Below are 19768 nucleotides of genomic sequence, written 5' to 3'. Positions count from 1 at the left end.
GCGAGCGTCATCTCGGCTAGAGCAGGTCGTGGCGGACGATCGTGGCGGCCCGCGACGGACCGACGCCGACCACGGAGATCCGGGCGCCGGACATCTTCTCGACCGCGAGCACGTAGTCCTGGGCGTTCTTCGGCAGGTCCTCGAAGGTGCGGGCCTCCGAGATGTCCTCCCACCAGCCGGGGAAGTACTCGTAGACAGGCTTGGCGTGGTGGAAGTCGGTCTGGTTGACCGGCATCTCGTCGTGGCGCACGCCGTCGACCTCGTAGGCCACGCAGACCGGGACCTGCTCGAGACCGGTCAGCACGTCGAGCTTGGTGAGCACGAAGTCGGTGACCCCGTTGACCCTCGCCGCGTAGCGGGCGATGACGGCGTCGAACCAGCCACAGCGCCGCGCGCGGCCGGTGGTCACGCCGAACTCCGCGCCGACCTTGGACAGGTGCGCGCCGAAGTCGTCGAACAGCTCGGTCGGGAACGGGCCCTCGCCGACGCGGGTCGTGTACGCCTTCACGATCCCGATCACCCGGTCCAGGCGGCGCGGCGGGATCCCGGAGCCGGTGCAGGCCCCGCCGGAGGTCGCCGAGCTCGAGGTGACGAACGGGTACGTCCCGTGGTCGACGTCGAGCAGGGTGGCCTGGCCGCCCTCGAGCAGCACGGTCTCGTCGCGGTCCAGGGCCTGGTTGAGCAGCAGCCCGGTGTCGCAGACCATCGGGCGCAGCCGCTCGGCGTGGGCGAGCAGCTCCTCGACGACCGCGTCGACGTCGGGGGCGCGCCGGTTGTAGATCTTGGTGAGGATCTGGCTCTTCAGCTCCAGGGCGCCCTCGACCTTGGCGCGCAGGATCTTCTCGTCGAAGAGGTCCTGCACCCGGATGCCGATCCGGTTCATCTTGTCGGCGTAGGTCGGTCCGATGCCGCGCCCGGTGGTGCCGATCCGGCGCGAGCCGAGGAACCGCTCCGCGACCTTGTCGACGCTGCGGTTGTAGCTGGCGATCACGTGGGCGCTGGCGCTGACCTTCAGCTTGCCGACGTCGACGCCGCGGGCCTCGAGGGCGTCGAGCTCCTCGAACAGCACGTCGACGTCGATCACCACGCCGTTGCCGATGACCGGCGTGCAGTTGGCCGAGAGGATCCCGCTGGGCAGCAGGTGCAGGGCGTACTTCTCGTCACCGATCACCACCGTGTGGCCGGCGTTGTTGCCGCCGTTGAACTTCACGACGTAGTCGACGCGGCTGCCGAGCAGGTCGGTGGCCTTGCCCTTGCCCTCGTCGCCCCACTGGGCTCCGATGATGGCGATCGCGGGCATGGTGCTCCTCCTGCTGACGGTCCTGCCGACGGTGCGCCGGACGTAGGGCTGTGGGCCGCGGGCGGTGCGCCCGCACGTGCGAGAGCCCCGGGCGGACCGGGGCTGCGACTGCTCAACCTACCAAGGTCCTGGCCCGCCCACCCGATCCGCGGGACCCACCCGCCCGGCATGATGTGGACATGTCAGAGCCGCTCCTGGTCATCGCCAACGCCGACGCCGGCACCTCCGACGAGGAGCGGCTCGGCCTGGCGCTCGGGGTGATGAGCGGGCGCGCGTCGGTCGAGGTGGCCCGCACCGCCAACCCGGGCGAGCTCGACGGCGTCCTGCACCGCGCCGGGTCGCGCCGGATCGTGGTCGCCGGCGGCGACGGCAGCCTGCACGCGGTGCTGTCGGCGCTGCACAAGCGCCACGAGCTCGGGCAGAACCAGGTCGCGCTGCTGCCGCTGGGCACCGGCAACGACTTCGCCCGCACCAACGGCATCCCCCTCGACGTCGAGGACGCCGCCGAGGTCGTCCTGGAGGGCACCCCCCGCCCGATGGACCTGATCGTCGACGAGGTCGGCACGATCGTGGTCAACAACGCCCACGCCGGCGCCGGCGCCGCGGCCAGCCGCCGGTCCGTGCGCTGGAAGCACCGGCTGGGCAAGGTCGGCTACAAGAAGGCGAACCTCGGCAAGCTCGGCTACCCGATCGGCGCCGCGATCACCGCCTTCGACCCGCCGGTCATCCGGCTGCGCGTCGAGGTCGACGGCGAGGTCGTCAACGACTTCGACCGTCCGGTGCTGATGGTCGCGGTCGGCAACGGCCGCTCCGTGGGCGGCGGCACCGACCTGATCCCGGAGGCCGACCCCGAGGACGGTCGGCTGGACGTGATGATCTCCCGGTCCGCCGGACCGCTGGCGCGCTTCGGGTACGCCGGCCGCCTCCTCCTCGGCACGCACCACGAGCGCTCCGACGTCGACTACCTCCGCGCCCGGACCGTCAGCGTCGTGGGCGAGGAGTTCTGGGTGAGCGCCGACGGGGAGATCAGCGGCCCGGAGCGCCGACGCACCTGGCGCATCGAGCCGGAGGCGTACGAGATGGTCCTGCCCTGACCTCCTGCCCTGAGCTCCTGCCCCTGACGGTGCCGTCCGGACGGGCCCGGCCGCCTCGGTAGCCTCTGCGCCATGGACCACGACGAGCAGACCGACGACTGGCCCGCACAGGTGGCGGTCCGGCGCGAGAAGCGCCAGCGGCTGCTCGACGAGGGGCGCGAGGCCTACCCGGTCGCCGTCGCGCGCACCCACACCCTCGCGCAGGTGCGCGGCACGTGGGACCACCTCGAGCAGGGCGAGGAGACCCAGGACGTCGTCGGGGTCGCCGGCCGCGTGATGTTCGTGCGCAACACCGGCAAGCTGTGCTTCGCCACGCTCCAGGAGGGCATCGGCACCCGGCTCCAGGTGATGCTGAGCCTGGCCGAGGTCGGCGAGGAGCAGCTGGAGGACTGGAAGCGCACCGTCGACCTCGGCGACCACGTGCTGGTCGAGGGGCGTGTCATCTCCTCGCGCCGCGGCGAGCTGTCGGTGATGGCGACCCGCTGGGAGATGGCCTCGAAGGCGCTGCGGCCGCTGCCGGTGCTGCACAAGGACCTCTCCGAGGAGTCCCGGGTGCGCCAGCGGTACGCCGACCTGATCGTGCGCCAGGAGGCGCGGGACATGGTCCGCACCCGCTCCGAGATCACCCGCGCGATCCGTCGCACGCTGGAGCACGGCGGGTTCCTCGAGATCGAGACGCCGGTGCTCCAGCGGATCCACGGTGGCGCCGCGGCCCGCCCCTTCCGCACCCACTTCAACGCCTACGACCAGGAGATGACGCTCCGGATCGCGCTGGAGCTGAACTTGAAGAAGGCCGTCGTCGGCGGCGTCGACCGGGTCTTCGAGATGGGCCGGATCTTCCGCAACGAGGGTGCCGACTCCACCCACTCCCCCGAGTTCACGATGCTCGAGGTCTACGAGGCCTACGGCGACCAGCACACGATGGCCGACCTGATGCGCACCATGTTCCTCGCGGCCGCCGACGCGGTGGGCTCGCGGCAGGTCGAGACCCCGGCCGGGGTGGTCGACCTCGACGGCGAGTGGCGCTGGCTGCCGGTCTACGAGGGCGTCTCGACCGCGGTCGGCGAGGAGGTCACCCCGGCCACCCCCGTGGAGCGGCTGCGCGAGCTGGCCGGGGCGCACGACGTCGAGCTGGACCCGGCCTGGGACGCCGAGAAGGTCGTCCTGGAGCTGCTCTCCGAGCTCGTCGAGCCGACGCTGCTGCAGCCGACCTTCCTGTGCGACTACCCGCCCTCGGCCCAGCCCCTGGCCCGCCCGCACCGCAGCGAGCCCGGCCTGATCGAGGCGTGGGACCTGATCATCGCCGGGGTCGAGCGCGGCACCGCCTTCAGCGAGCTCGTCGACCCCGTCGTGCAGCGCGAGGTGCTCACCCGGCAGTCCGAGCTGGCCGCCGGCGGCGACCCCGAGGCGATGCAGCTCGACGAGGACTTCCTGCGGGCGCTGGAGTACGGCGCCCCGCCGATGGGCGGCCTGGGCCTGGGCATCGACCGGCTGATCATGCTGTTCACCGGCGTCGGGATCCGCGAGACCATCCTCTTCCCGCACCTGCGCGCCGAGGCCCGCTGACGCCGAGCCCGCTGACGTGCGGCCGGGCCAGCCGTCACGTCAGCGCGCGAGCAGGTCGACCTCCCGCCCGGCGACCGGCTGGACCGGGCGGTTGTTGTCGGCGTACGCCTCCTGGAGCACCGCGACCTGGTCCGCGCCGAGCGTGACCGGGTGGTCGAGGACCATCCAGTGCACGCCCTCGCTGCACGGAGGCGTGGTCAGGCTGCCCTCGTAGGCCCAGTGCTCGGTGGAGCGCGGCAGCAGGGCCGCGACGTCGAGCTCGTCGGCGAGGCCCTCGCCGGTCCCGGCGGCCTCCAGGTCACCGACCGCGTCGACGAACGGCTGCCAGTCCGGGTCGTCGGAGCCGCTGACGGCGGCGAGAGCGGCGACCACGGCGAGGCTGCCGTCCTCGGCCACGTGGACGAAGTGGAACTCCACGGGGGACCGTCGGCCGTCGACGGTGTGCTCCGACGGGGCGTGGAAGTGCAGCTGGTCGAGGCGGTGGTCGACGCCGCCGACCTCGAGCTGGTCGTCGACGTCCTCGTCCTCGTCGTCGTTGACGACCTGGACGCTGTGGCCGTTGTCGACCAGGTGCTCGTCGATGTCGCCGTAGTCGAGCTCGAGGTCCTCGCCGCCTGCTGCCCGACCGGTCCTCAGGTCGATCGGCGACAGCTCGTCGCCGGACCCGCAGGCGGTGAAGTCCGCCGCCAGCCCGCCCCAGCGGGCGGGCCTCACCTCGCCGGAGTAGCCCCAGTGGACGTCCGCACCGGTCAGGGCCGGCGGCTCCGGGGCGGCGGAGGACCCCTCCGCCGCCGGACCTCCGCCCGGGGCCGCGGTCTCGCTGCCGCAGGCAGCGACGGTCAGGGCGAGCAGGACGGAGGACAGCAGCAGATGGCGGTTGCGCACGGCAACCACATTAGTTGATCTTCACAACCTCCCAGCGATGGGGAGGGTCAGGCGTCGCCGAGCAGCGCGTCGTACGCCGCGGGGCTGGAGTCGCGCAGGAACGTCGAGCAGCGCTCCCACTCCGGGGTCTCGCCGATCTCGCGGGCGGCCACGGCCAGCATCGCCAGGCAGCGCAGGAACCCGCGGTTCGGCTCGTGCTCCCACGGCACCGGGCCGTTGCCCTTCCAGCCGTTGCGGCGCAGCATGTCCAGCGAGCGGTGGTAGCCCACGCGCGAGTAGGCGTACACGGTGACGACGTCGGCGCCGCCGTCGCGCGCCTCCTCGGCCAGCGCGGCCCACGCCATCGGCGAGGCCGGGTGGCGGCGCACCACGTCGGCGGGGGTGGAGCCCGCGAGCTCGGCCTCGGCCGGGTCCTGCGGGAGGTGGGTGGGCGGGGGGCCGGCCATCAGGTCCTGGAAGGTGGATGACCGCCCGCCCCACGGGCAGCCCTTCGGGGGGGCTCAGCCGATCGAGCGACCGGACGCGCGCAGGTTCTCGCAGGCCTCGACGACGCGGGCGGTCATCCCGGCCTCGCCGGCCTTGCCCCAGGCGCGGGGGTCGTACTGCTTCTTGTTGCCGACCTCGCCGTCGACCTTGAGCACACCCTCGTAGTTGGCCAGCATGTGGCCGGCCACGGGCCGGGTGAAGGCGTACTGCGTGTCGGTGTCGACGTTCATCTTCACCACGCCGTAGTCGAGCGCCTCCGAGATCTCCTCGGCCGACGAGCCGGAGCCGCCGTGGAAGACCAGGTGGAAGGGCTTGGCGCCCTCCTCGAGGGAGAACTCGCGGACCACGGCCTCCTGGGCGTCCTTGAGCACCGACGGGCGCAGCTTGACGTTGCCGGGCTTGTAGACGCCGTGCACGTTGCCGAAGGTCAGCGCGGTCATGTAGTAGCCCTGCTCGCCGTACCCGAGCGCCTTCGCGGTCGCGATCGCGTCCTCGGGCGTGGAGTAGAGCTTGTCGTTGATCTCCGCCTCGACGCCGTCCTCCTCGCCACCGACGACGCCCACCTCGATCTCGAGGATGATCTTCGCCGCGATGCACTTCTCGAGCAGGTCGGCGGCGATCTCGAGGTTCTCGTCCAGCGGCACGGCCGAGCCGTCCCACATGTGCGACTGGAACAGCGGCGCCTGGCCGCGCTGGACGCGCTCGGCCGACATCTGCAGCAGCGGCCGCACGAACCCGTCCAGCTTGTCCTGCGGGCAGTGGTCGGTGTGCAGCGCGATGTTCACGGGGTACGCCGCGGCGACCTCGGCCGCGAACGCCGCGAAGGCCGCGGAGCCGGTGACCATGCTCTTGACGCCCTGGCCGGAGAAGTACTCCGCGCCACCGGTCGAGACCTGGATGATGCCGTCGGAGCCGGCGTCGGCGAACCCCTTCAGCGCGGCGTTGAGGGTCTGGGACGACGAGACGTTGATCGCGGGGAACGCGTACGCGCCGGCCTTCGCGGCATCGAGCATCTCGGCGTACTTCTCGGGGGTGGCGATGGGCATCGTTGCTCTCCTCGGGCGGGGTCCGGTGCTGCGTCCGGCGCTGTCGGACACGGCGTCGCGTGCCCGGCCAGCCTAGTGCGTGTGGCGCCCGCCACGCCTAGGGTGCGGGGGTGAGCCAGACGCCCGCGGACGCCCCGCACCCGGTCCGCGTCGTCCGCGCCGCCGACCTCGTCGCCGCGGACCCGACCGCCGGGATGCAGCGTTCCCGCGCCCTCGAGGTCCCCGGCCTGTGGGCCGGCACCGTGGTGACCGAGCCGGGCGCGGTCTCCGGCTGGCACCACCACGACACCAACGTCTCGAGCCTGTACGTCGTCCGCGGCGTGCTGCGCCTGGAGTGCGAGGGCGTCCCGGGCCACGTCGACGCCCACCCCGGCGACTTCGTCGAGGTCCCGCCCCGCACCGTGCACCGGGAGTCGAACCCCGGCGACGAGCCCTCGCTCGCGGTGATCGCCCGCGCCGGTGACGGCGTGCCCACCGTCAACGTCGACCACGCGCCCGACCCGCACCGGTGACAACCGATCGGTCGCCCGGTGCGTAGCAACGGCATGGACCTGTCCGAGCAGCTCGACGACGCGATCGGCCGGGGCCCCGTCCCTCCCCCGGTGGCCGGGACCCTCGCGGCGGGACGCCGCGCGCTCCTCCTGCGCCGCCTGGCCACGGCCGGGTCCGCGCTCGCCGTGGCCGTGGTGGTCGTCGTGACCGGGTCGCTGGTCGTGCCCGGCGTGCTCGGCGCCGCCGGCTCCGGCCAGGCCGCGGGCCGCGGCCGAGGGCGCCCGGCCGGTGCCGCGACCCGGTCGGCCGCGGGTGCCCAGCGGGATGATCTCGGCGTCACCCATCGAGGTCGCTCCCGTGCAGCGCGGGGGTGGGGGCCGGTGCGGGGAGGCGACCGGCCAGCTCGTCGACGACCCGGGCACCGCGACCCCCGGTCGGGGACAGACCGGCACCGAAGTCGGCCAGGGCCTCGGCGGTCGAGTAGGACGGGGAGAACCCGAGCTCGTCGCGCATCCGCGTGGTGTCCACGCCCCGACCGTAGGTCAAGAAGGCCAGCTGCTCGGGCGAGAAGTCCGCGGCGCGCGCGGAGCGCAGCACCGACCCGACCCCGCCGACGGCGAAGCCCGGCATCGGGACCATCGGCCGCCGCAGCCGGCGTACGGCCTGCGACAGCGTGAGGAGCCCGTCGCCGGCGACGTTGAAGGTGCCGGGCACCTCGGCGTCGACCGCGTGGTGGAGCACCGCCATCAGGTCCGACTCGTGCAGGAACTGCAGCCGTGCGTCGTGGCCGAGCACGACCGGGACGACCGGCAGCCGGAAGTAGGACGTGATCGGGCTCTGGACGTGCGGGCCGATGACGTTGGCGCAGCGCAGCATGGTGACGCGCACGTCGGGACGACGGCGCGCCATGCCGCGGACGTAGCCCTCGATCTCGGCGACGTCCTTGGCGTAGCCCGAGCGCGGCGGACGGCGCGGCTCCATGTCCTCGGTGAACATCGCGGGGTCGCGGCTGCTGGCGCCGTAGACCGTGGTGGTCGACTTCACCACCAGCCTCCGCACGGACGGCGCCTTCTGGCACGCCGCGAGCAGCTGCATCGTCCCGATGACGTTGAGCTCCTTCATCGGCCCCCGCCCGCCGGTGCTGCCGGGGGTGGCGATGACGCTCATGTGCACGACCGTGTCGACGTCCTCACGGGCGATCACCTTGGCGATCACCGGGTTGCGGATGTCGGCACGCACGAAGGAGACGTCGCCGATGTCGCCGCGGGGCGGCACGACGTCGACACCGATCACCCTCCGCACGCCCGGCTGGGCGGCGATCCGGCGCGCGAAACGACGCCCGAGGTCCCGGGAGACCCCGGTGACCAGGACGGTCCGGGCGTCAGCTGCCACGAGATGCTCCCAGGTGCGGGCGTGCGAGGACGGGGAGCGGGCGCACGGTGGCGCCCGTACGGCCTACTTGCCGAGCTTGCGACGCTGGACGCGCGTCTTCTTCAGGAGCTTGCGGTGCTTCTTCTTGGCCATGCGCTTGCGCCGCTTCTTGATGACAGAACCCACGGGTTACCTCTCAGACACTGGTCCCTCGCGGCGAGCGCCGCCAGGACCGCCCCACCTTAGCCACCACCGCCGCACCCGACCGAATCGGGTTCGCCCCGGGCTCAGCCGGCGTCGTAGAAGCTCTTGCGGAGGTACTCGTCGACGTCCTCCTCGCGGACCCGGAAGGACCGGCCCACCCGGACGGCGGGGAGGTCCCCGCCGTGCAGCAACCGGTAGACCGTCATCTTCGAGACCCGCATGCGGGTCGCGACCTCGGCGACGGTCATGAACTCCGGCTCGGTTCCCGGCCCGGACGAGCTCGAGACCATGTGGCACCTGTCTTCCTCGGCACGCGCCGATGAACTCCCTCCGCTGACTCACACCAGCGCTTGACCGGAGGATAGGGCCTGGAGTGACTGGTGGGGAAGAGAATGCCTCGACTGACTCGTGGGACACGGCGTGTCGCCTTGACTCGCCGTGCTCGGCGCCGGGCGGCCGGTCCCTTGAGTGCTGGTCAGAGCACCGGGTCGAGGCCGTGGAGCGGGAACGTCGCGGTCCTCGTCGCCTGGACCAGGCGGTCCAGCCAGCTGTCGGGGTCGTACCCCTCCTCCCAGGGCCGGTACGTCGGGGTGCGCCCCTCGGTGAGCCGCAGCGGTGCGGTCGCCCCCAGCAGCTCCTTCACGTGCTCGCGCCACGCCGGCGGGGTGGGCGTGGCCGGGTCGAGCGGGGCACCGCCGACCACGGCGAGCAGGTGCGACCAGGAGCGCGGGACGACGCCGACCACGGCGTACCCGCCCCCGCCGAGCGCGACCCACCTCCCGCCGGCGACCTCGTGGGCGAGGTCGTGCAGTGCGAGGTAGCTGGCGCGCTGGCCGTCGACGCTGAGCGTGAGGTCGGCCAGCGGGTCGTCGGCGTGCGAGTCGCAGCCGTGCTGGGTGACCAGGACGTCGGGGGCGAACTCGCGCAGCACCGGCGGCACCACGGCGTGGAAGGCCCGCAGCCAGCCCTCGTCGGAGGTGCCCGGCGGCAGCGCCACGTTGACCGCGCTGCCCTTGGCGTCCGGGCCGCCGGTGTCGCCGGCGAAGCCGGTGCCGGGGAAGAGGAACTGCCCGCTCTCGTGCAGCGAGATCGTCAGCACCCGGGGGTCGTCGTAGAAGATCGCCTCGACGCCGTCGCCGTGGTGGACGTCGACGTCGACGTAGGCGACCTTCTGCGCGCCCTGGTCCAGCAGCCACCGGATCCCGACGGCGACGTCGTTGTAGACGCAGAACCCGCTGGCCCGGTCCGGCATCGCGTGGTGCAGCCCGCCGGTGACGTTGACGCTGTGCAGGGACTCCCCGCTCCACACCTGGCGGCAGGCCTCCACCGTGGCGCCCACGACGTGCGCGGCCGCGACGTCCATCCCGCGGAAGACCGGGTTGTCGTCGGTGCCGAGCCCGAAGGCCTCCTCGCCCGCGCCGGGCTCGCGGCCCATCCGGCCCACGGCCTCGATCAGCGCGTCGCCGTGGACGGTCGCGACCAGGTCGAGGTCGGCCATCGGGGCGTCGACGGCGCGCAGGTGGTCCAGCACCCCGAGCTCGCGGGAGAGCCGCATGGTGAGGTCGACGCGCAGCGGTGACATCGGGTGACCCGCCCCGAAGTCGTAGGCGGTCAGGCCGTCGTCGAAGACGACCGTCGCCGGCCCGGGGCAGGAGGTCTCGGTCACGTCCGCACGCTAACCGACCCCCGCCGAGATGACGCTCGCGGACAGCCGAGATGACGCTCGCGGCGCCCTCGAGATGACGCTTCCGGACACCGCGGGCGGCCCCGTGGCACGATGCCTGCGTGCCGACGACCCGCGCTCGCTCCTGCCAGCAGTGGTGGCCCGCCTGACCAGGCGGCCCACCTCGTCGACGCACCCACCCCACCCACGGCCGCCCACGAGGCGGCCGTACGCGTGACTCCGGACCCTCCCGTGGGCAGCACCCACCACGGAGGACCCGATGACCACCCAGCTCTCCCTGCTCACCCCGAGCGGCCACCTCACCCTCGGCAACCTGCTCGGCGCGCTGCGCCCGCTCGCGGCGCGCCAGGACGCGTACGACACCCGGGTCGGCGTCGCGGACCTGCACGCGATGACGACCGCCCACGACCCGGCCGCGCTGCGTGCCCGGACCCGCGAGCTGGCGGTGCTGCTGCTGGCCTGCGGGCTCGACGGCAGCACGCTGTTCGTCCAGAGCCGGGTGCCGGCCCACCGGCTGATGACCTGCCTGCTGGAGTGCGTGGCCACCACCGGCGAGCTCGGCCGGATGGTGCAGTTCAAGGAGAAGGGCCGCGCGGAGCAGTCGACGCGCGCCTCGCTGTTCACCTACCCCGTGCTGATGGCCGCCGACATCCTGCTGCACGCGCCGCAGCAGGTGCCGGTGGGCGACGACCAGCGCCAGCACGTCGAGCTCACCCGGGACCTCGCGCGGCGCTTCAACCGGGCGTACGGGCCGGTGCTCGTCGTGCCCGAGGCCGTCGTGCCGGCGGCCGGGGCGCGGGTGATGGACCTGCAGCGACCGACGGCCAAGATGAGCAAGTCCGTCGGCGCCGACGACGAGGCCGGCGTGGTCCGGCTCCTCGACCCGCCCGACGTCGTCCGTCGCAAGGTCGCCCGGGCGGTGACCGACTCCGACACCGGCGCCGACGCGGCGCGCACCGAGCGCGGGACGAAGCCGGGCGTCACCAACCTGCTCGAGGTCCTCGTCGCCTGCGGCGGGTCGGCGGACGGGTTGACGACCTACGGCGCACTGAAGAAGGCGGTCACCGACGCCGTGGTCGCGGTCCTGGAGCCGGTGCAGCAGCGGTACGCCGCCCTGCTCGCCGCACCCGACCACGTCGACGAGGTCTACGCCCGCGGGGAGGAACGCTGCCGCGAGGTCACCGCGCCCGTCCTGGCCGCGGTCGAGCAGGCCCTCGGCCTGTGACGAGATGGCGCTCGCGGACAGCCGAGATGACGCTCGCGGCGCCTCGAGGTGACGGTTCCGGACACCGCCGCCCGAGCCGCTACGGGGTGACGGTGCGGACGAAGGCAGCCACGATCCTGCCCAGCTCGGCGCCGTCGTCCTCCTGCAGGAAGTGCCCGGCCCGTTCCAGGGTCGGGTGCTCACGACCCGCCGCGCCCGGCACGTGGCGCTGGAGCACGGGCGCCATCGCCCCGGTGATCGGGTCGGAGTCGCCGAAGGCGGTCAGGAACGGCGCGCGCCACTCCCCCAGGCCCGCCCAGGCCGCCCGGTTGGCCTCGGTCGACGGGTCGTGCGGGCGGGTCGGGACCAGCGAGGGCATCGCCCGCGGCCCGGCCTTGGACTCCTCGGTGGGGAACGGGGCGTCGTACGCCGCGCGGACGCCGGCGTCGAGACCGCGGGCGCACCCCGACGCGACGAGCCGGCCCACGTCGAGCACCTCGGCCTTCTCGACGGCCGCCCGGAACTGCCACCAGACCTCGGGCATGTCGACGTCGCCGGTCGGCAGGCCGGTGTTGGCGGCGACGACGCGGCTGAAGCGGTCAGGGTGCTCGGCGACCAGGCGCAGCCCGATCAACCCGCCCCAGTCCTGGCCGAGCAGGGTGAGCTCGCCTGCACCCGGACCGCCGAGCCCGAGGCGGTCGAGGACCAGCTCGCGGGTCCAGTCGACGTGGCGCTGGTAGGAGTGGTCGCGCGAGGACACCGGCTTGTCGGAGCGGCCGAAGCCGATCAGGTCGGGCACCACGCAGCGCACCCCGGTGGCCGCGACCTCGGCCGCGACGTGGCGGTAGAGGTAGGACCAGGTGGGCTCGCCGTGCAGCATCAGCACGGTCGTCGCGTCCTCGCGCCAGCCGTCGGGGCGGACGTCGACGTAGGCCATCCGAAGCATGCCGCCGTCCGGGTCGGTCACGTCGGCGTACGACGGCTCCCACGTCGTGCCGGCGGGCAGGTCGGCGAGGCCGGCGAACCGGTCGTCGGGCGTGCGGTAGGTCTCCATCGCCGCAGTCTGCCCGACCCCGACCGGCTAGCGTCGCCCCGTGGACCCCACGACCGCGCTCCTGGCCGCGAGCGCCGCGCACGCCGGGTTCTCCGTCGTCGTGACCGTCGTGGTCTACCCCGCACTGGCCGACGTCGCCCGCGAGTCGCCGCGCCAGTGGGCGGCGCGGCACGACGCGCACTCCCGCCGGATCGGCGCCGTCGTCGCGCCGCTCTACCCGCTCGTCGCGGCCGCCTGCGTGTGGACGCTGCTCACCGGGCCGGAGGGCTGGGCGTGGGTGGCGCTGACCGGCAACGCGGTCGCGGCCCTGGTCACCGCGGCCCGTGCCGCGCCGACGCACGGCCGGCTGGGACGTGAGGGCCCGGACCCGGGGCTCGTACGCTCGCTGCTCCTCGCCGACCGGGTCCGCACCCTCGGCGCGGTGGTGGCGCTCGTGGCGTCAGCCCTGGCGGTCTGAGCCGGCCCGGCCCGAGCCGGCGTACGACGCCAGCGTCCGCAGCTGCTTGCGCACCATCGGCACGTCGCCCCAGGCCAGCGCGGAGGCCTTGGCGCGGACGAGCGGTCCGCCGCCGGGCAGCGTCATCCGGCAGACCAGCCTGGTGCGCGTACCGCCCCGCCCGCCGGCGCCCGCGAGCGGTTCCGCGGCATAGGTCGCGGCGAGCGGGCCGAACGGAAGGCTGCCGGCCGCGGTCGTCACGCCGGTCCAGGAGCGACCCTCGTCGACCTCGAGCAGCTCGTAGACCTTGACCATCCGCTGCCCGGGGACCAGCCGGTCGGCGCCGGGGGTGAGGGTGCGCGGGCTGGGGCGGCCGAGGTTGTCGACCAGGTCGTAGGAGTAGGGCGCGACGGCGAGCTGGCAGAGCCAGCGCCAGCAGGCCTCGGGCGGGGCGTCGGCGGTGACCGCGCGCGTCATCCGCAGGAGCGGCCGACCGGGGGCGCGGGCGGCCACGACGTCGTCGGCCGGGTAGTGCCGGGACGCCTCGTCGGCCGTGGCGCCCCAGACCCAGGGCAGGCCGCCCTCGCCGGGGGTCACTTCTTCTGGCGTCGGCTGCCGGCGTGCCAGTCCTCGGCCTGGCCGGCCTCCTGCTCGGTGACGCCGAAGGACGGCAGCTGCGGGCGCTCGCGCAGGCTCCGCTTGAGCTCGGCGAAGCCGGGGAAGGTGGCCAGGCCGACGACGTGGTCCCACAGCCGCAGGGCGTCCTCGTCGCTGGGCAGCCGGCTGATCACCGGGCCGAAGAACGCCGCGCCCTCGGGCGGGGAGACGTGCAGGATCGGGGTGCCGACGTCCTTGCCGGTCAGGGCCAGCGCCTCGTCGGTCTCGGCCTGGATCTGCGCGTCGCGGTCGGTGTCGTCCAGGTGGCGCACGAGGTCCTCGGGCAGCCCGGCCTCGGCGAGGGCGCCGCGGACCAGCGCGTCGAGGTCGGTCGGGTCGTAGTGGTCGGGGCCGACCTCGAAGACCTGGCTCGACAGCGCCGGGTAGAGCCGCGCGACCGCCTCGGGCCCGTGGTCGTCACGCACCTGGGCGCACACGCGGAGCATCCGCAGCCCCGCGGTGTGGCCGGCCTCGTACTCCGGCGGGAAGTGACTGTCGTAGTCGACGTGCGCGTTCAGCAGCCGCAGGGAGATGAACCGCCACTCGACGGTGTCGCCGCGCTGGCGCTGCACCGTGCGCAGCCACTTGCTCGTCATCCACGCGAAGGGGCACACGGGGTCGAACCAGAACCGGACGTCGGGCTGCTGCTCGCTCATGCCGTCATCCTCGCGCCACCCTGGTGACGGCGACCCTCGGGCTGTCCGGAATCGTCACCTCGACACGCCGCGAGCGTCATCTCGGCTGTCCGCGAGCGTCATCTCGGCTGTCCGCGAGCGTCATCTCGGCTACTGGCCGAGGGCGCGGGAGCGGTCGCGCGCGGCCTCCATCGCGCCCAGGAACGCCGCACGCACCCCATGCACCTCGAGCTCGCGCAGCGCGCTCGCGGTGGTGCCGCCGGGCGAGGTCACCTGCTCGCGCAGGACGGTGGGGTGGGTGCCGGTCTCCTGGAGCATCCGGCCGGAGCCGACGACGGTCTGGATCACCAGGTCGGTCGCGGTGGCGCGCGGCAGGCCGAGGTGGACGCCGGCCTCGATCATCGACTCGACGACGAAGAAGATGTACGCCGGGCCCGACCCCGAGATCGAGGTGACCGCGTCCTGCTGGCGCTCGGGGATCCGCAGCACCTTGCCGACCGAGCGCAGCATCTGCTCGACCTCGGCCAGGTCGTCCTCGGAGCACGCCGAGCCGGGCGAGATCGCCGACATGCCCTCGTCGACCAGGGCCGGGGTGTTGGGCATGACCCGCACCACCGCGACCCCGTCGGGCACCCGCGACTCGATGTACGAGGTGGTGATCCCGGCGGCCAGGGACACGACCAGCTGGCCCGCGCGCAGGCTCCCGGCCAGCTCGGCGAGCACGTCGGCCATGTCCTGCGGCTTCACGACCAGCACGACGGTGTCGGCGCGAGCGGCCGCGTCGGCGTTGCCGACCACGGCGACGCCGTACCGGTCCTCGAGCTCGCGGGCGCGCTCGGGCCGCTTCTCCCCCACCAGCAGCCGGTCGACCCGGCGTCCGGCGCGCACCAGCCCCGACAGCAGGGCCTCGCCCATGACACCGGCGCCGATGATGGCGGTCTGCTTCTCCTGCACCACGGAACCGTCCTCCTCAGGACTTCGAGACCAGCGAGCGGGCGAAGAAGGCCAGGTTGGCCGGCTTCTCGGCCAGGCGCCGCATCAGGTAGCCGTACCACTCCTCGCCGTAGGGGACGTAGGTGCGCACCAACTCCCCCTCCGCGGCCAGCCGCTTCTGCTCGTCGGGGCGGATGCCGTAGAGCATCTGGAACTCGTAGGTGCCCTGCGCGCGGCCGTAGCGGCTGGCCAGCGACGCGGCGATGTCGACCATCCGCGGGTCGTGCGTGGCGATCATCGGGTAGCCCTGCCCGGCCAGCAGCACCTTCAGGCAGCGGACGTAGGACTTGTCGATGTCGACCTTGTCGGTGAAGGCGACCTCGGCCGGCTCGGCGTAGGCGCCCTTGCACAGCCGGACCCGTGAGCCCTCGTGGGCCAGCGCCCGGCAGTCGGACTCGGTGCGGTGCAGCATCGCCTGGAGCACGGCGCCGGTCTCGGGGAAGTCCTGGCGCAGCTCGCGCAGCGCCGCCAGCGTCCGGTCGGTGGTGCGGTGGTCCTCCATGTCGAGGGTGACCGTGGTGCCGGCGTTGCGGGCGGCGCGGCAGATGGTGCGCGCGTTCTCGATCGCGACCTTGGCGGCGCTCGCGTCGGGGATGGCCTGGCCGATCGCCGACAGCTTCACCGAGACCTCGGCGTGGCGGGTCAGCCCGCGCAACGACAGCTCGCGCAGCAGGTCGAGGTAGGCCTCGACGGTGGCGTCGGCCTGCGCGCGGTCGGTGACGTCCTCGCCGAGGTAGTCCAGGGTCACCCGCAGCCCGTCGTCGACCAGGCCCGCGGTCGCCTGGACCGCGGCGCCGGTGTCCTCGCCGGGCACGTAGCCGTGCACGATCCCGGCCGACACCGGCATCGTGCTGACCAGGCGCTTCACCCGTCCGCTGCGGGCGAGGAGGAGCAGGGGGCCACGGATCGGCGACATGCGGACACCGTACGCCGGGCGGGTGGTGCTCAGCCCGCCCGGACGGCGTCCAGCTCGGCCTTGGTGAGCACGGCCCGGACCTCGAGCCCCACGTCGGCCAGGGGGTTCTCCCCCGCAGGCGAGCGATCGATCGCGCAGACCACGACCTCGACCACGGCGCCGGCCGCGCGCAGGGCGTTCGTGGCGTCGCGGACGGCGCCGCCGGTGGTGATCACGTCCTCGACCAGGGTGACGCGGCGCCCGGCGACGTCGGGGCCCTCGGCGAGCTTGCAGGTGCCGTACTCCTTGGCCTGCTTGCGCACGAACAGCGCCGGGCGGCCGGTCATCGTGGAGACCATCGTGGCGATCGGGACGCCGCCGAGCTCCAGGCCGCCGAGCAGCTCGGTGCCGTCGGGCAGCAGCGGCACCATCGCCCGGGCGACCCGGCCGAGCAGGAACGGGTCGGACTCGAAGAGGTACTTGTCGAAGTACTCGCTCGCGACCTGCCCGGAGCGCAGCGTGAACTCCCCGGTCAGGCGGCAGCAGGCGTCGACGTCGGCGGCCAGGGCGGGGTCGGTCGGGAGGGCGTCAGCGGTCACGCGGGCCATGATGCCGCACCCGGCGTTCCGGCTACGGTGGCCCGATGCCGCCGTCCGCCCGCCCGACCGTCCGGCCCGCGGCCCGCCTCGCGGGCATCCCGCCCACCGTCTTCGCGGAGATGTCGGCGCTCGCGCTGCGCACCGGCTCGGTCAACCTCGGCCAGGGCTTCCCGGACGTCGACGGCCCCGCCTCGGTCGTGGCCGCGGCGGCGCGGGCGATGGAGGACGGTGCGAACCAGTACGCCCCCGGCTGGGGGGTCCCGGCGCTGCGGGAGGCCGTCGCCCGCCACCAGCGCCGCCACTACGGCATCGAGCTGGACCCGACGACCGAGGTCGCGGTGACGACCGGCGCCACCGAGGCCGTCGCCGCGGCCGTGCTCGGCCTGGTCGACCCCGGCGACGAGGTCGTCGTCCTCGAGCCCTACTACGACTCCTACACCGCGATGATCCAGATGGCCGGCGGGGTGCGCCGCCCGGTGACGCTGCGGGCCCCGGACTTCCGCCTCGACGTCGACGAGCTGCGCGCCGCGATCGGCCCGCGGACGCGGTACGTGCTCCTGAACAGCCCGCACAACCCGACCGGCACGGTGCTGACCCGCGCCGAGCTGGAGGCCGTCGCCGCGGTGGCCGTCGAGCACGACCTGGTCGTGATCACCGACGAGGTCTACGAGCACCTCGTCTTCACCGGCCACGAGCACGTCCCGATCAGCACCCTGCCCGGGATGGCCGAGCGGACCCTGACAATCTCCAGCGTCGGCAAGTCCTGGTCGTTCACCGGCTGGAAGGTCGGCTGGGCGACCGGCCCGGCCGCGCTGGTGGGGGCGATGGTCTCGGCCAAGCAGTGGCTGACCTTCACCTCCGGCGCCCCGCTCCAGCCCGCCGTGGCGTGGGCGCTGGACGAGGAGCCCGACTTCCCGCGGCGGCTCGCCGCCGACCTCGAGGGCCGCCGGGACCTGCTGTGCGCCGGCCTGGCGCGTACCGGGCTCGACGTCCGGGTGCCCGAGGGCACCTACTTCGCCGTCACCGACACCCGGGCGCTCGGCTGGCCCGACGCACGGTCGTTCTGCGCGGCCCTGCCCGAGCGGGCCGGGGTGGTGGCGATCCCGATGGCCTTCTTCTACGACGACCAGGACGCCAGCCGGCACCTCGTGCGCTGGACGTTCTGCAAGCGCACCGAGGTGCTCGAGGACGCGCTGGCACGCCTGGCCGGGGCCGACCTCGCCGGACCCGGCTGAGGGTCGCCCGTCCGGTCAGGCGGTGGGCGCGCCCTTGCGCGACTGCTCGGCGTACCACTCGTTGGCGCCGCCGGTGAAGAGCAGCACGATCACCGCGACCGCACCGATCAGCCAGATCCCGGAGAGCAGCGAGCCGATCGCGAGCAGCGAGAGGACCGCCGCGACCGCGGCGGAGACGACCAGGGTGATCCGCGCCCAGTTGCGGCCCTTCATCGCCAGCGCGGCCAGCACGATCGCGATCACCGACCAGACCAGGAACACCAGCAGGAGGACGATCAGGCCGACGGCGACACCGGAGCCGGAGAACCCCTCCATGCCGGACTCCTGCGAGAAGCTCCGGTTGAACTCGCGGGTGATCTCGTCGCCGGTGACCGCCACGCCGATCACCCCGACGCCGAAGAGCAGCGCCATCAGGCCGGAGAGGATGAAGGTGGTGATCGCCGCCGCGGTCACCGTGCCCGGCCGCTTGAGCGGTCCGGAGGGGGCGTAGCCGCCGTACGGCTGGCCGTACTGCTGCTGGCCGTACTGCTGCTGGCCGTACTGCTGCTGGCCGTAGGGGTTCTGCTGCGCGTACGGGTCCTGCGGCGGCTGACCGTACGGGCCCTGCTGGCCGTAGCCGTCCTGCGGCGGCTGGCCGTACGGGCTCTGCTGGCCGTAGGGGTCCTGCGGCGGCTGGCCGTACGGGTTCGTCTGCGACGGCGGGACCGGCTGCTGCGGCTGCTGCGGCTGCCCGGTCGGGTCCTGGGACGAGCCGTACGGGTTCTGCGGATCACTCATGGCAGAACTGAACCACAGCGCTCAGCGCCAGGCACGGACCTCGGGACGCATCAGCAGCGCCACGACCAGCACGCAGCCGAGCAGCGGGACAGCCAGCACCGGGGAGGCCAGGGTGGCGAGCAGCGCGACGGCGCCGGCAAGGGCGGCGCAGACCAGCAGGGTCACCCGGGCCGGCGCGGACCCGCGCAGTGCGACGGCTGCCGCCACCGAGGCCCCCACGCACCACAGGGCCAGCAGACCGAAGATCACGGTCATCGTCACCTGCAGCCCGCGGACGGTGACCCCCTGCTCCAGCACCGAGGGGTCCTGCTCGCGCACGGCATCGAGGACCGCGTCCGGCGAGGCCCAGACGTAGGCGATGCTGCCGAGCACCAGCATCATCGTCAGCGCGCACAGCGACCACGAGACGAGGCAGGCGACCATCAACGCCGCCGGCCGCGGACCCCGTCGACCGGGCTGGTGCGCCACCGGCTGGCCGGTGCCCGGGTGCGCGGGCTGCCCGAACGGCTGGGCGTACGGCGCAGGCCCGCTGGCTGGGCCGGTGGGGCCGACCGGCGGAGCGCCCTCCTGGGTCGGCGGCTGGGTCGGCTCCTGGGTCGGCGGCGTCGCCGGCGGCAGGAACGCCTGCTGCTGCGGGGTCGGCGTCGTCGCCTTCTCGCGCGGTCGGCGGGCGGGCGGGTCGGGGATCGGCAGCCCGGCGTACCACTCGCGGGCCGGGCTCAGCCACAGCGTGATGACGGAGGCGACGACCACGGCGGAGATGAGCCCCCCGGTGACCGTGCCGGTGACGAAGACCGGCAGCGCGAGCACGCTCAGCACGACCCGCGCGCTCCGGGACTTCAGCAGCACCTGCCAGCCGAGGATGGCGGTCGTGACCGCGAGCGCGGCCGCGGCCATCGCGGTGACACGCAGGACGTCCAGCGCGTCGCCGACCCCGAGCCCGAGGCCGTCGGGCGCGTCGGCGAGGAACTCCTCGACGCTCTCGCGGGTCTCCAGCGTGCCGATCCCGGCCACGACCTGGTACGCGGAGAGCAGGATGAAGGCGGACCCGATCATGATGATGGCCGCGGACCAGGTGACCTGGCGCGGGCGGGCGTCAGCTGCTGGCACGTCCCCATCCTCCCAGGCCGACCCAGCGCGCCGCCCGGACCCCCG

General features: G+C 73.7%; 22 protein-coding genes. 6 read left to right on the top strand and 16 right to left on the bottom strand.

Translation table 11 applies throughout. From position 1 onward, the window contains the following. Positions 1–16 precede the first annotated feature (16 nt). Positions 17–1300: an adenylosuccinate synthase gene (locus tag GV155_RS01820; protein WP_160004683.1), complete on the bottom strand. Its 1284-nt coding sequence runs from the start codon at positions 1298–1300 to the stop codon at positions 17–19. Between the two features lie 179 nt (positions 1301–1479). On the opposite strand from GV155_RS01820, the gene GV155_RS01815 reads away from it, so the two are divergent. Both GV155_RS01815 and lysS read left to right on the top strand, forming a co-directional pair. Then, positions 1480–2394 carry a diacylglycerol/lipid kinase family protein gene (locus GV155_RS01815; protein WP_160004681.1) on the top strand — a complete coding sequence of 305 codons (915 nt, stop codon included), beginning with the start codon at positions 1480–1482 and terminating at the stop codon, positions 2392–2394. A 72-nt stretch (positions 2395–2466) separates the two neighbouring features. Then, the gene (gene lysS, locus GV155_RS01810) at positions 2467–3960 is read left to right on the top strand and encodes a lysine--tRNA ligase (protein ID WP_160004679.1); all 1494 of its coding nucleotides are present in this window, start codon (positions 2467–2469) and stop codon (positions 3958–3960) included. Positions 3961–3999: 39 nt separating this feature from the next. Here lysS and GV155_RS01805 read toward each other — a convergent pair whose 3' ends face one another. The 3 genes from GV155_RS01805 to fbaA are packed head-to-tail and all read right to left on the bottom strand — an operon-like array spanning position 4000 to position 6377. Then, entirely contained in the window at positions 4000–4845 is an 846-nt protein-coding gene (locus GV155_RS01805; protein ID WP_160004677.1) for a carbonic anhydrase, read from the bottom strand. A 47-nt stretch (positions 4846–4892) separates the two neighbouring features. Next, positions 4893–5291: a DUF3151 domain-containing protein gene (locus GV155_RS01800; RefSeq protein ID WP_160004675.1), complete on the bottom strand. Its 399-nt coding sequence runs from the start codon at positions 5289–5291 to the stop codon at positions 4893–4895. A gap of 54 nt (positions 5292–5345) precedes the next feature. Further along, the gene (gene fbaA, locus GV155_RS01795) at positions 5346–6377 is read right to left on the bottom strand and encodes a class II fructose-bisphosphate aldolase (protein WP_160004673.1); all 1032 of its coding nucleotides are present in this window, start codon (positions 6375–6377) and stop codon (positions 5346–5348) included. Positions 6378–6487: 110 nt separating this feature from the next. On the opposite strand from fbaA, the gene GV155_RS01790 reads away from it, so the two are divergent. Next, positions 6488–6889: a cupin domain-containing protein gene (locus GV155_RS01790; RefSeq protein WP_201300020.1), complete on the top strand. Its 402-nt coding sequence runs from the start codon at positions 6488–6490 to the stop codon at positions 6887–6889. A 316-nt stretch (positions 6890–7205) separates the two neighbouring features. Here the strand turns inward: GV155_RS01790 and GV155_RS01785 are convergent, their stop codons facing one another. The 4 genes from GV155_RS01785 to GV155_RS01770 form a co-directional block, all read right to left on the bottom strand. Further along, positions 7206–8261, bottom strand: a complete 1056-nt coding sequence (locus GV155_RS01785) for an NAD-dependent epimerase/dehydratase family protein (RefSeq protein ID WP_236553850.1) — start codon at positions 8259–8261, stop codon at positions 7206–7208. A 63-nt stretch (positions 8262–8324) separates the two neighbouring features. Further along, on the bottom strand, positions 8325–8426 hold the full coding sequence (locus tag GV155_RS01780) for a 30S ribosomal protein bS22 (RefSeq protein WP_008356322.1): 102 nt from the start codon (positions 8424–8426) through the stop codon (positions 8325–8327). Positions 8427–8527: 101 nt separating this feature from the next. After that, positions 8528–8692 (bottom strand): helix-turn-helix domain-containing protein, encoded by a 165-nt coding sequence (locus GV155_RS01775; protein ID WP_442938799.1) that lies wholly within the window; start codon positions 8690–8692, stop codon positions 8528–8530. Between the two features lie 227 nt (positions 8693–8919). Then, on the bottom strand, positions 8920–10110 hold the full coding sequence (locus GV155_RS01770; protein WP_236553848.1) for an acetoin utilization protein AcuC: 1191 nt from the start codon (positions 10108–10110) through the stop codon (positions 8920–8922). Between the two features lie 277 nt (positions 10111–10387). On the opposite strand from GV155_RS01770, the gene trpS reads away from it, so the two are divergent. Further along, positions 10388–11353, top strand: a complete 966-nt coding sequence (gene trpS / locus GV155_RS01765; RefSeq protein ID WP_160004669.1) for a tryptophan--tRNA ligase — start codon at positions 10388–10390, stop codon at positions 11351–11353. Between the two features lie 79 nt (positions 11354–11432). Here trpS and GV155_RS01760 read toward each other — a convergent pair whose 3' ends face one another. Further along, the gene (locus GV155_RS01760; protein ID WP_160004667.1) at positions 11433–12386 is read right to left on the bottom strand and encodes a haloalkane dehalogenase; all 954 of its coding nucleotides are present in this window, start codon (positions 12384–12386) and stop codon (positions 11433–11435) included. Between the two features lie 40 nt (positions 12387–12426). Between GV155_RS01760 and GV155_RS01755 the strand changes: the two genes are divergently transcribed. Continuing rightward, positions 12427–12843: a hypothetical protein gene (locus GV155_RS01755; protein ID WP_160004665.1), complete on the top strand. Its 417-nt coding sequence runs from the start codon at positions 12427–12429 to the stop codon at positions 12841–12843. Here GV155_RS01755 and GV155_RS01750 read toward each other — a convergent pair. The 5 genes from GV155_RS01750 to pyrE form a co-directional block, all read right to left on the bottom strand. Next, positions 12826–13419, bottom strand: coding sequence for a hypothetical protein (locus tag GV155_RS01750; RefSeq protein WP_160004663.1), 594 nt, complete (start codon positions 13417–13419; stop codon positions 12826–12828). The genes GV155_RS01755 and GV155_RS01750 overlap by 18 nt on opposite strands. Then, positions 13416–14135: a mycothiol-dependent nitroreductase Rv2466c family protein gene (locus GV155_RS01745; protein ID WP_160004661.1), complete on the bottom strand. Its 720-nt coding sequence runs from the start codon at positions 14133–14135 to the stop codon at positions 13416–13418. The genes GV155_RS01750 and GV155_RS01745 overlap by 4 nt, the downstream gene beginning before the upstream one ends. Positions 14136–14264: 129 nt before the next feature. Then, positions 14265–15071: a pyrroline-5-carboxylate reductase gene (gene proC / locus GV155_RS01740; protein WP_160004659.1), complete on the bottom strand. Its 807-nt coding sequence runs from the start codon at positions 15069–15071 to the stop codon at positions 14265–14267. Positions 15072–15084: 13 nt separating this feature from the next. Then, a complete protein-coding gene (locus tag GV155_RS01735; protein ID WP_160004658.1) occupies positions 15085–16023 on the bottom strand; it encodes a proline dehydrogenase family protein in 939 nt (312 codons plus the stop codon). A 29-nt stretch (positions 16024–16052) separates the two neighbouring features. After that, entirely contained in the window at positions 16053–16601 is a 549-nt protein-coding gene (gene pyrE, locus GV155_RS01730) for an orotate phosphoribosyltransferase (protein WP_236553846.1), read from the bottom strand. Between the two features lie 44 nt (positions 16602–16645). Here pyrE and GV155_RS01725 point away from each other — a divergent pair, with 44 nt between their 5' ends. After that, positions 16646–17836: a pyridoxal phosphate-dependent aminotransferase gene (locus GV155_RS01725; RefSeq protein ID WP_160004656.1), complete on the top strand. Its 1191-nt coding sequence runs from the start codon at positions 16646–16648 to the stop codon at positions 17834–17836. A gap of 15 nt (positions 17837–17851) precedes the next feature. Here the strand turns inward: GV155_RS01725 and GV155_RS20375 are convergent, their stop codons facing one another. Continuing rightward, the gene (locus GV155_RS20375; protein WP_201300019.1) at positions 17852–18613 is read right to left on the bottom strand and encodes a hypothetical protein; all 762 of its coding nucleotides are present in this window, start codon (positions 18611–18613) and stop codon (positions 17852–17854) included. A 21-nt stretch (positions 18614–18634) separates the two neighbouring features. Continuing rightward, the gene (locus tag GV155_RS01715) at positions 18635–19723 is read right to left on the bottom strand and encodes a hypothetical protein (RefSeq protein ID WP_160004655.1); all 1089 of its coding nucleotides are present in this window, start codon (positions 19721–19723) and stop codon (positions 18635–18637) included. Between the last annotated feature and the right edge of the window lie 45 nt (positions 19724–19768).

Source organism: Nocardioides sp. AX2bis, from assembly GCF_902506435.1.
Taxonomy (GTDB): domain Bacteria; phylum Actinomycetota; class Actinomycetes; order Propionibacteriales; family Nocardioidaceae; genus Nocardioides.
This window is presented reverse-complemented; position numbering and strand designations above follow the sequence as displayed.

Bases quoted from the DNA above. Each gene is read 5' to 3' on its own strand.
- GV155_RS01820 (WP_160004683.1), bottom strand. From the start codon at position 1,300: ATGCCCGCGATCGCCATCATCGGAGCCCAGTGGGGCGACGAGGGCAAG.
- GV155_RS01815 (WP_160004681.1), top strand. From the start codon at position 1,480: ATGTCAGAGCCGCTCCTGGTCATCGCCAACGCCGACGCCGGCACCTCC.
- lysS (WP_160004679.1), top strand. From the start codon at position 2,467: ATGGACCACGACGAGCAGACCGACGACTGGCCCGCACAGGTGGCGGTC.
- GV155_RS01800 (WP_160004675.1), bottom strand. From the start codon at position 5,291: ATGGCCGGCCCCCCGCCCACCCACCTCCCGCAGGACCCGGCCGAGGCC.
- fbaA (WP_160004673.1), bottom strand. From the start codon at position 6,377: ATGCCCATCGCCACCCCCGAGAAGTACGCCGAGATGCTCGATGCCGCG.
- GV155_RS01775 (WP_442938799.1), bottom strand. From the start codon at position 8,692: ATGACCGTCGCCGAGGTCGCGACCCGCATGCGGGTCTCGAAGATGACG.
- trpS (WP_160004669.1), top strand. From the start codon at position 10,388: ATGACCACCCAGCTCTCCCTGCTCACCCCGAGCGGCCACCTCACCCTC.
- GV155_RS01760 (WP_160004667.1), bottom strand. From the start codon at position 12,386: ATGGAGACCTACCGCACGCCCGACGACCGGTTCGCCGGCCTCGCCGAC.
- GV155_RS01745 (WP_160004661.1), bottom strand. From the start codon at position 14,135: ATGAGCGAGCAGCAGCCCGACGTCCGGTTCTGGTTCGACCCCGTGTGC.
- GV155_RS01735 (WP_160004658.1), bottom strand. From the start codon at position 16,023: ATGTCGCCGATCCGTGGCCCCCTGCTCCTCCTCGCCCGCAGCGGACGG.
- GV155_RS01725 (WP_160004656.1), top strand. From the start codon at position 16,646: ATGCCGCCGTCCGCCCGCCCGACCGTCCGGCCCGCGGCCCGCCTCGCG.
- GV155_RS20375 (WP_201300019.1), bottom strand. From the start codon at position 18,613: ATGAGTGATCCGCAGAACCCGTACGGCTCGTCCCAGGACCCGACCGGG.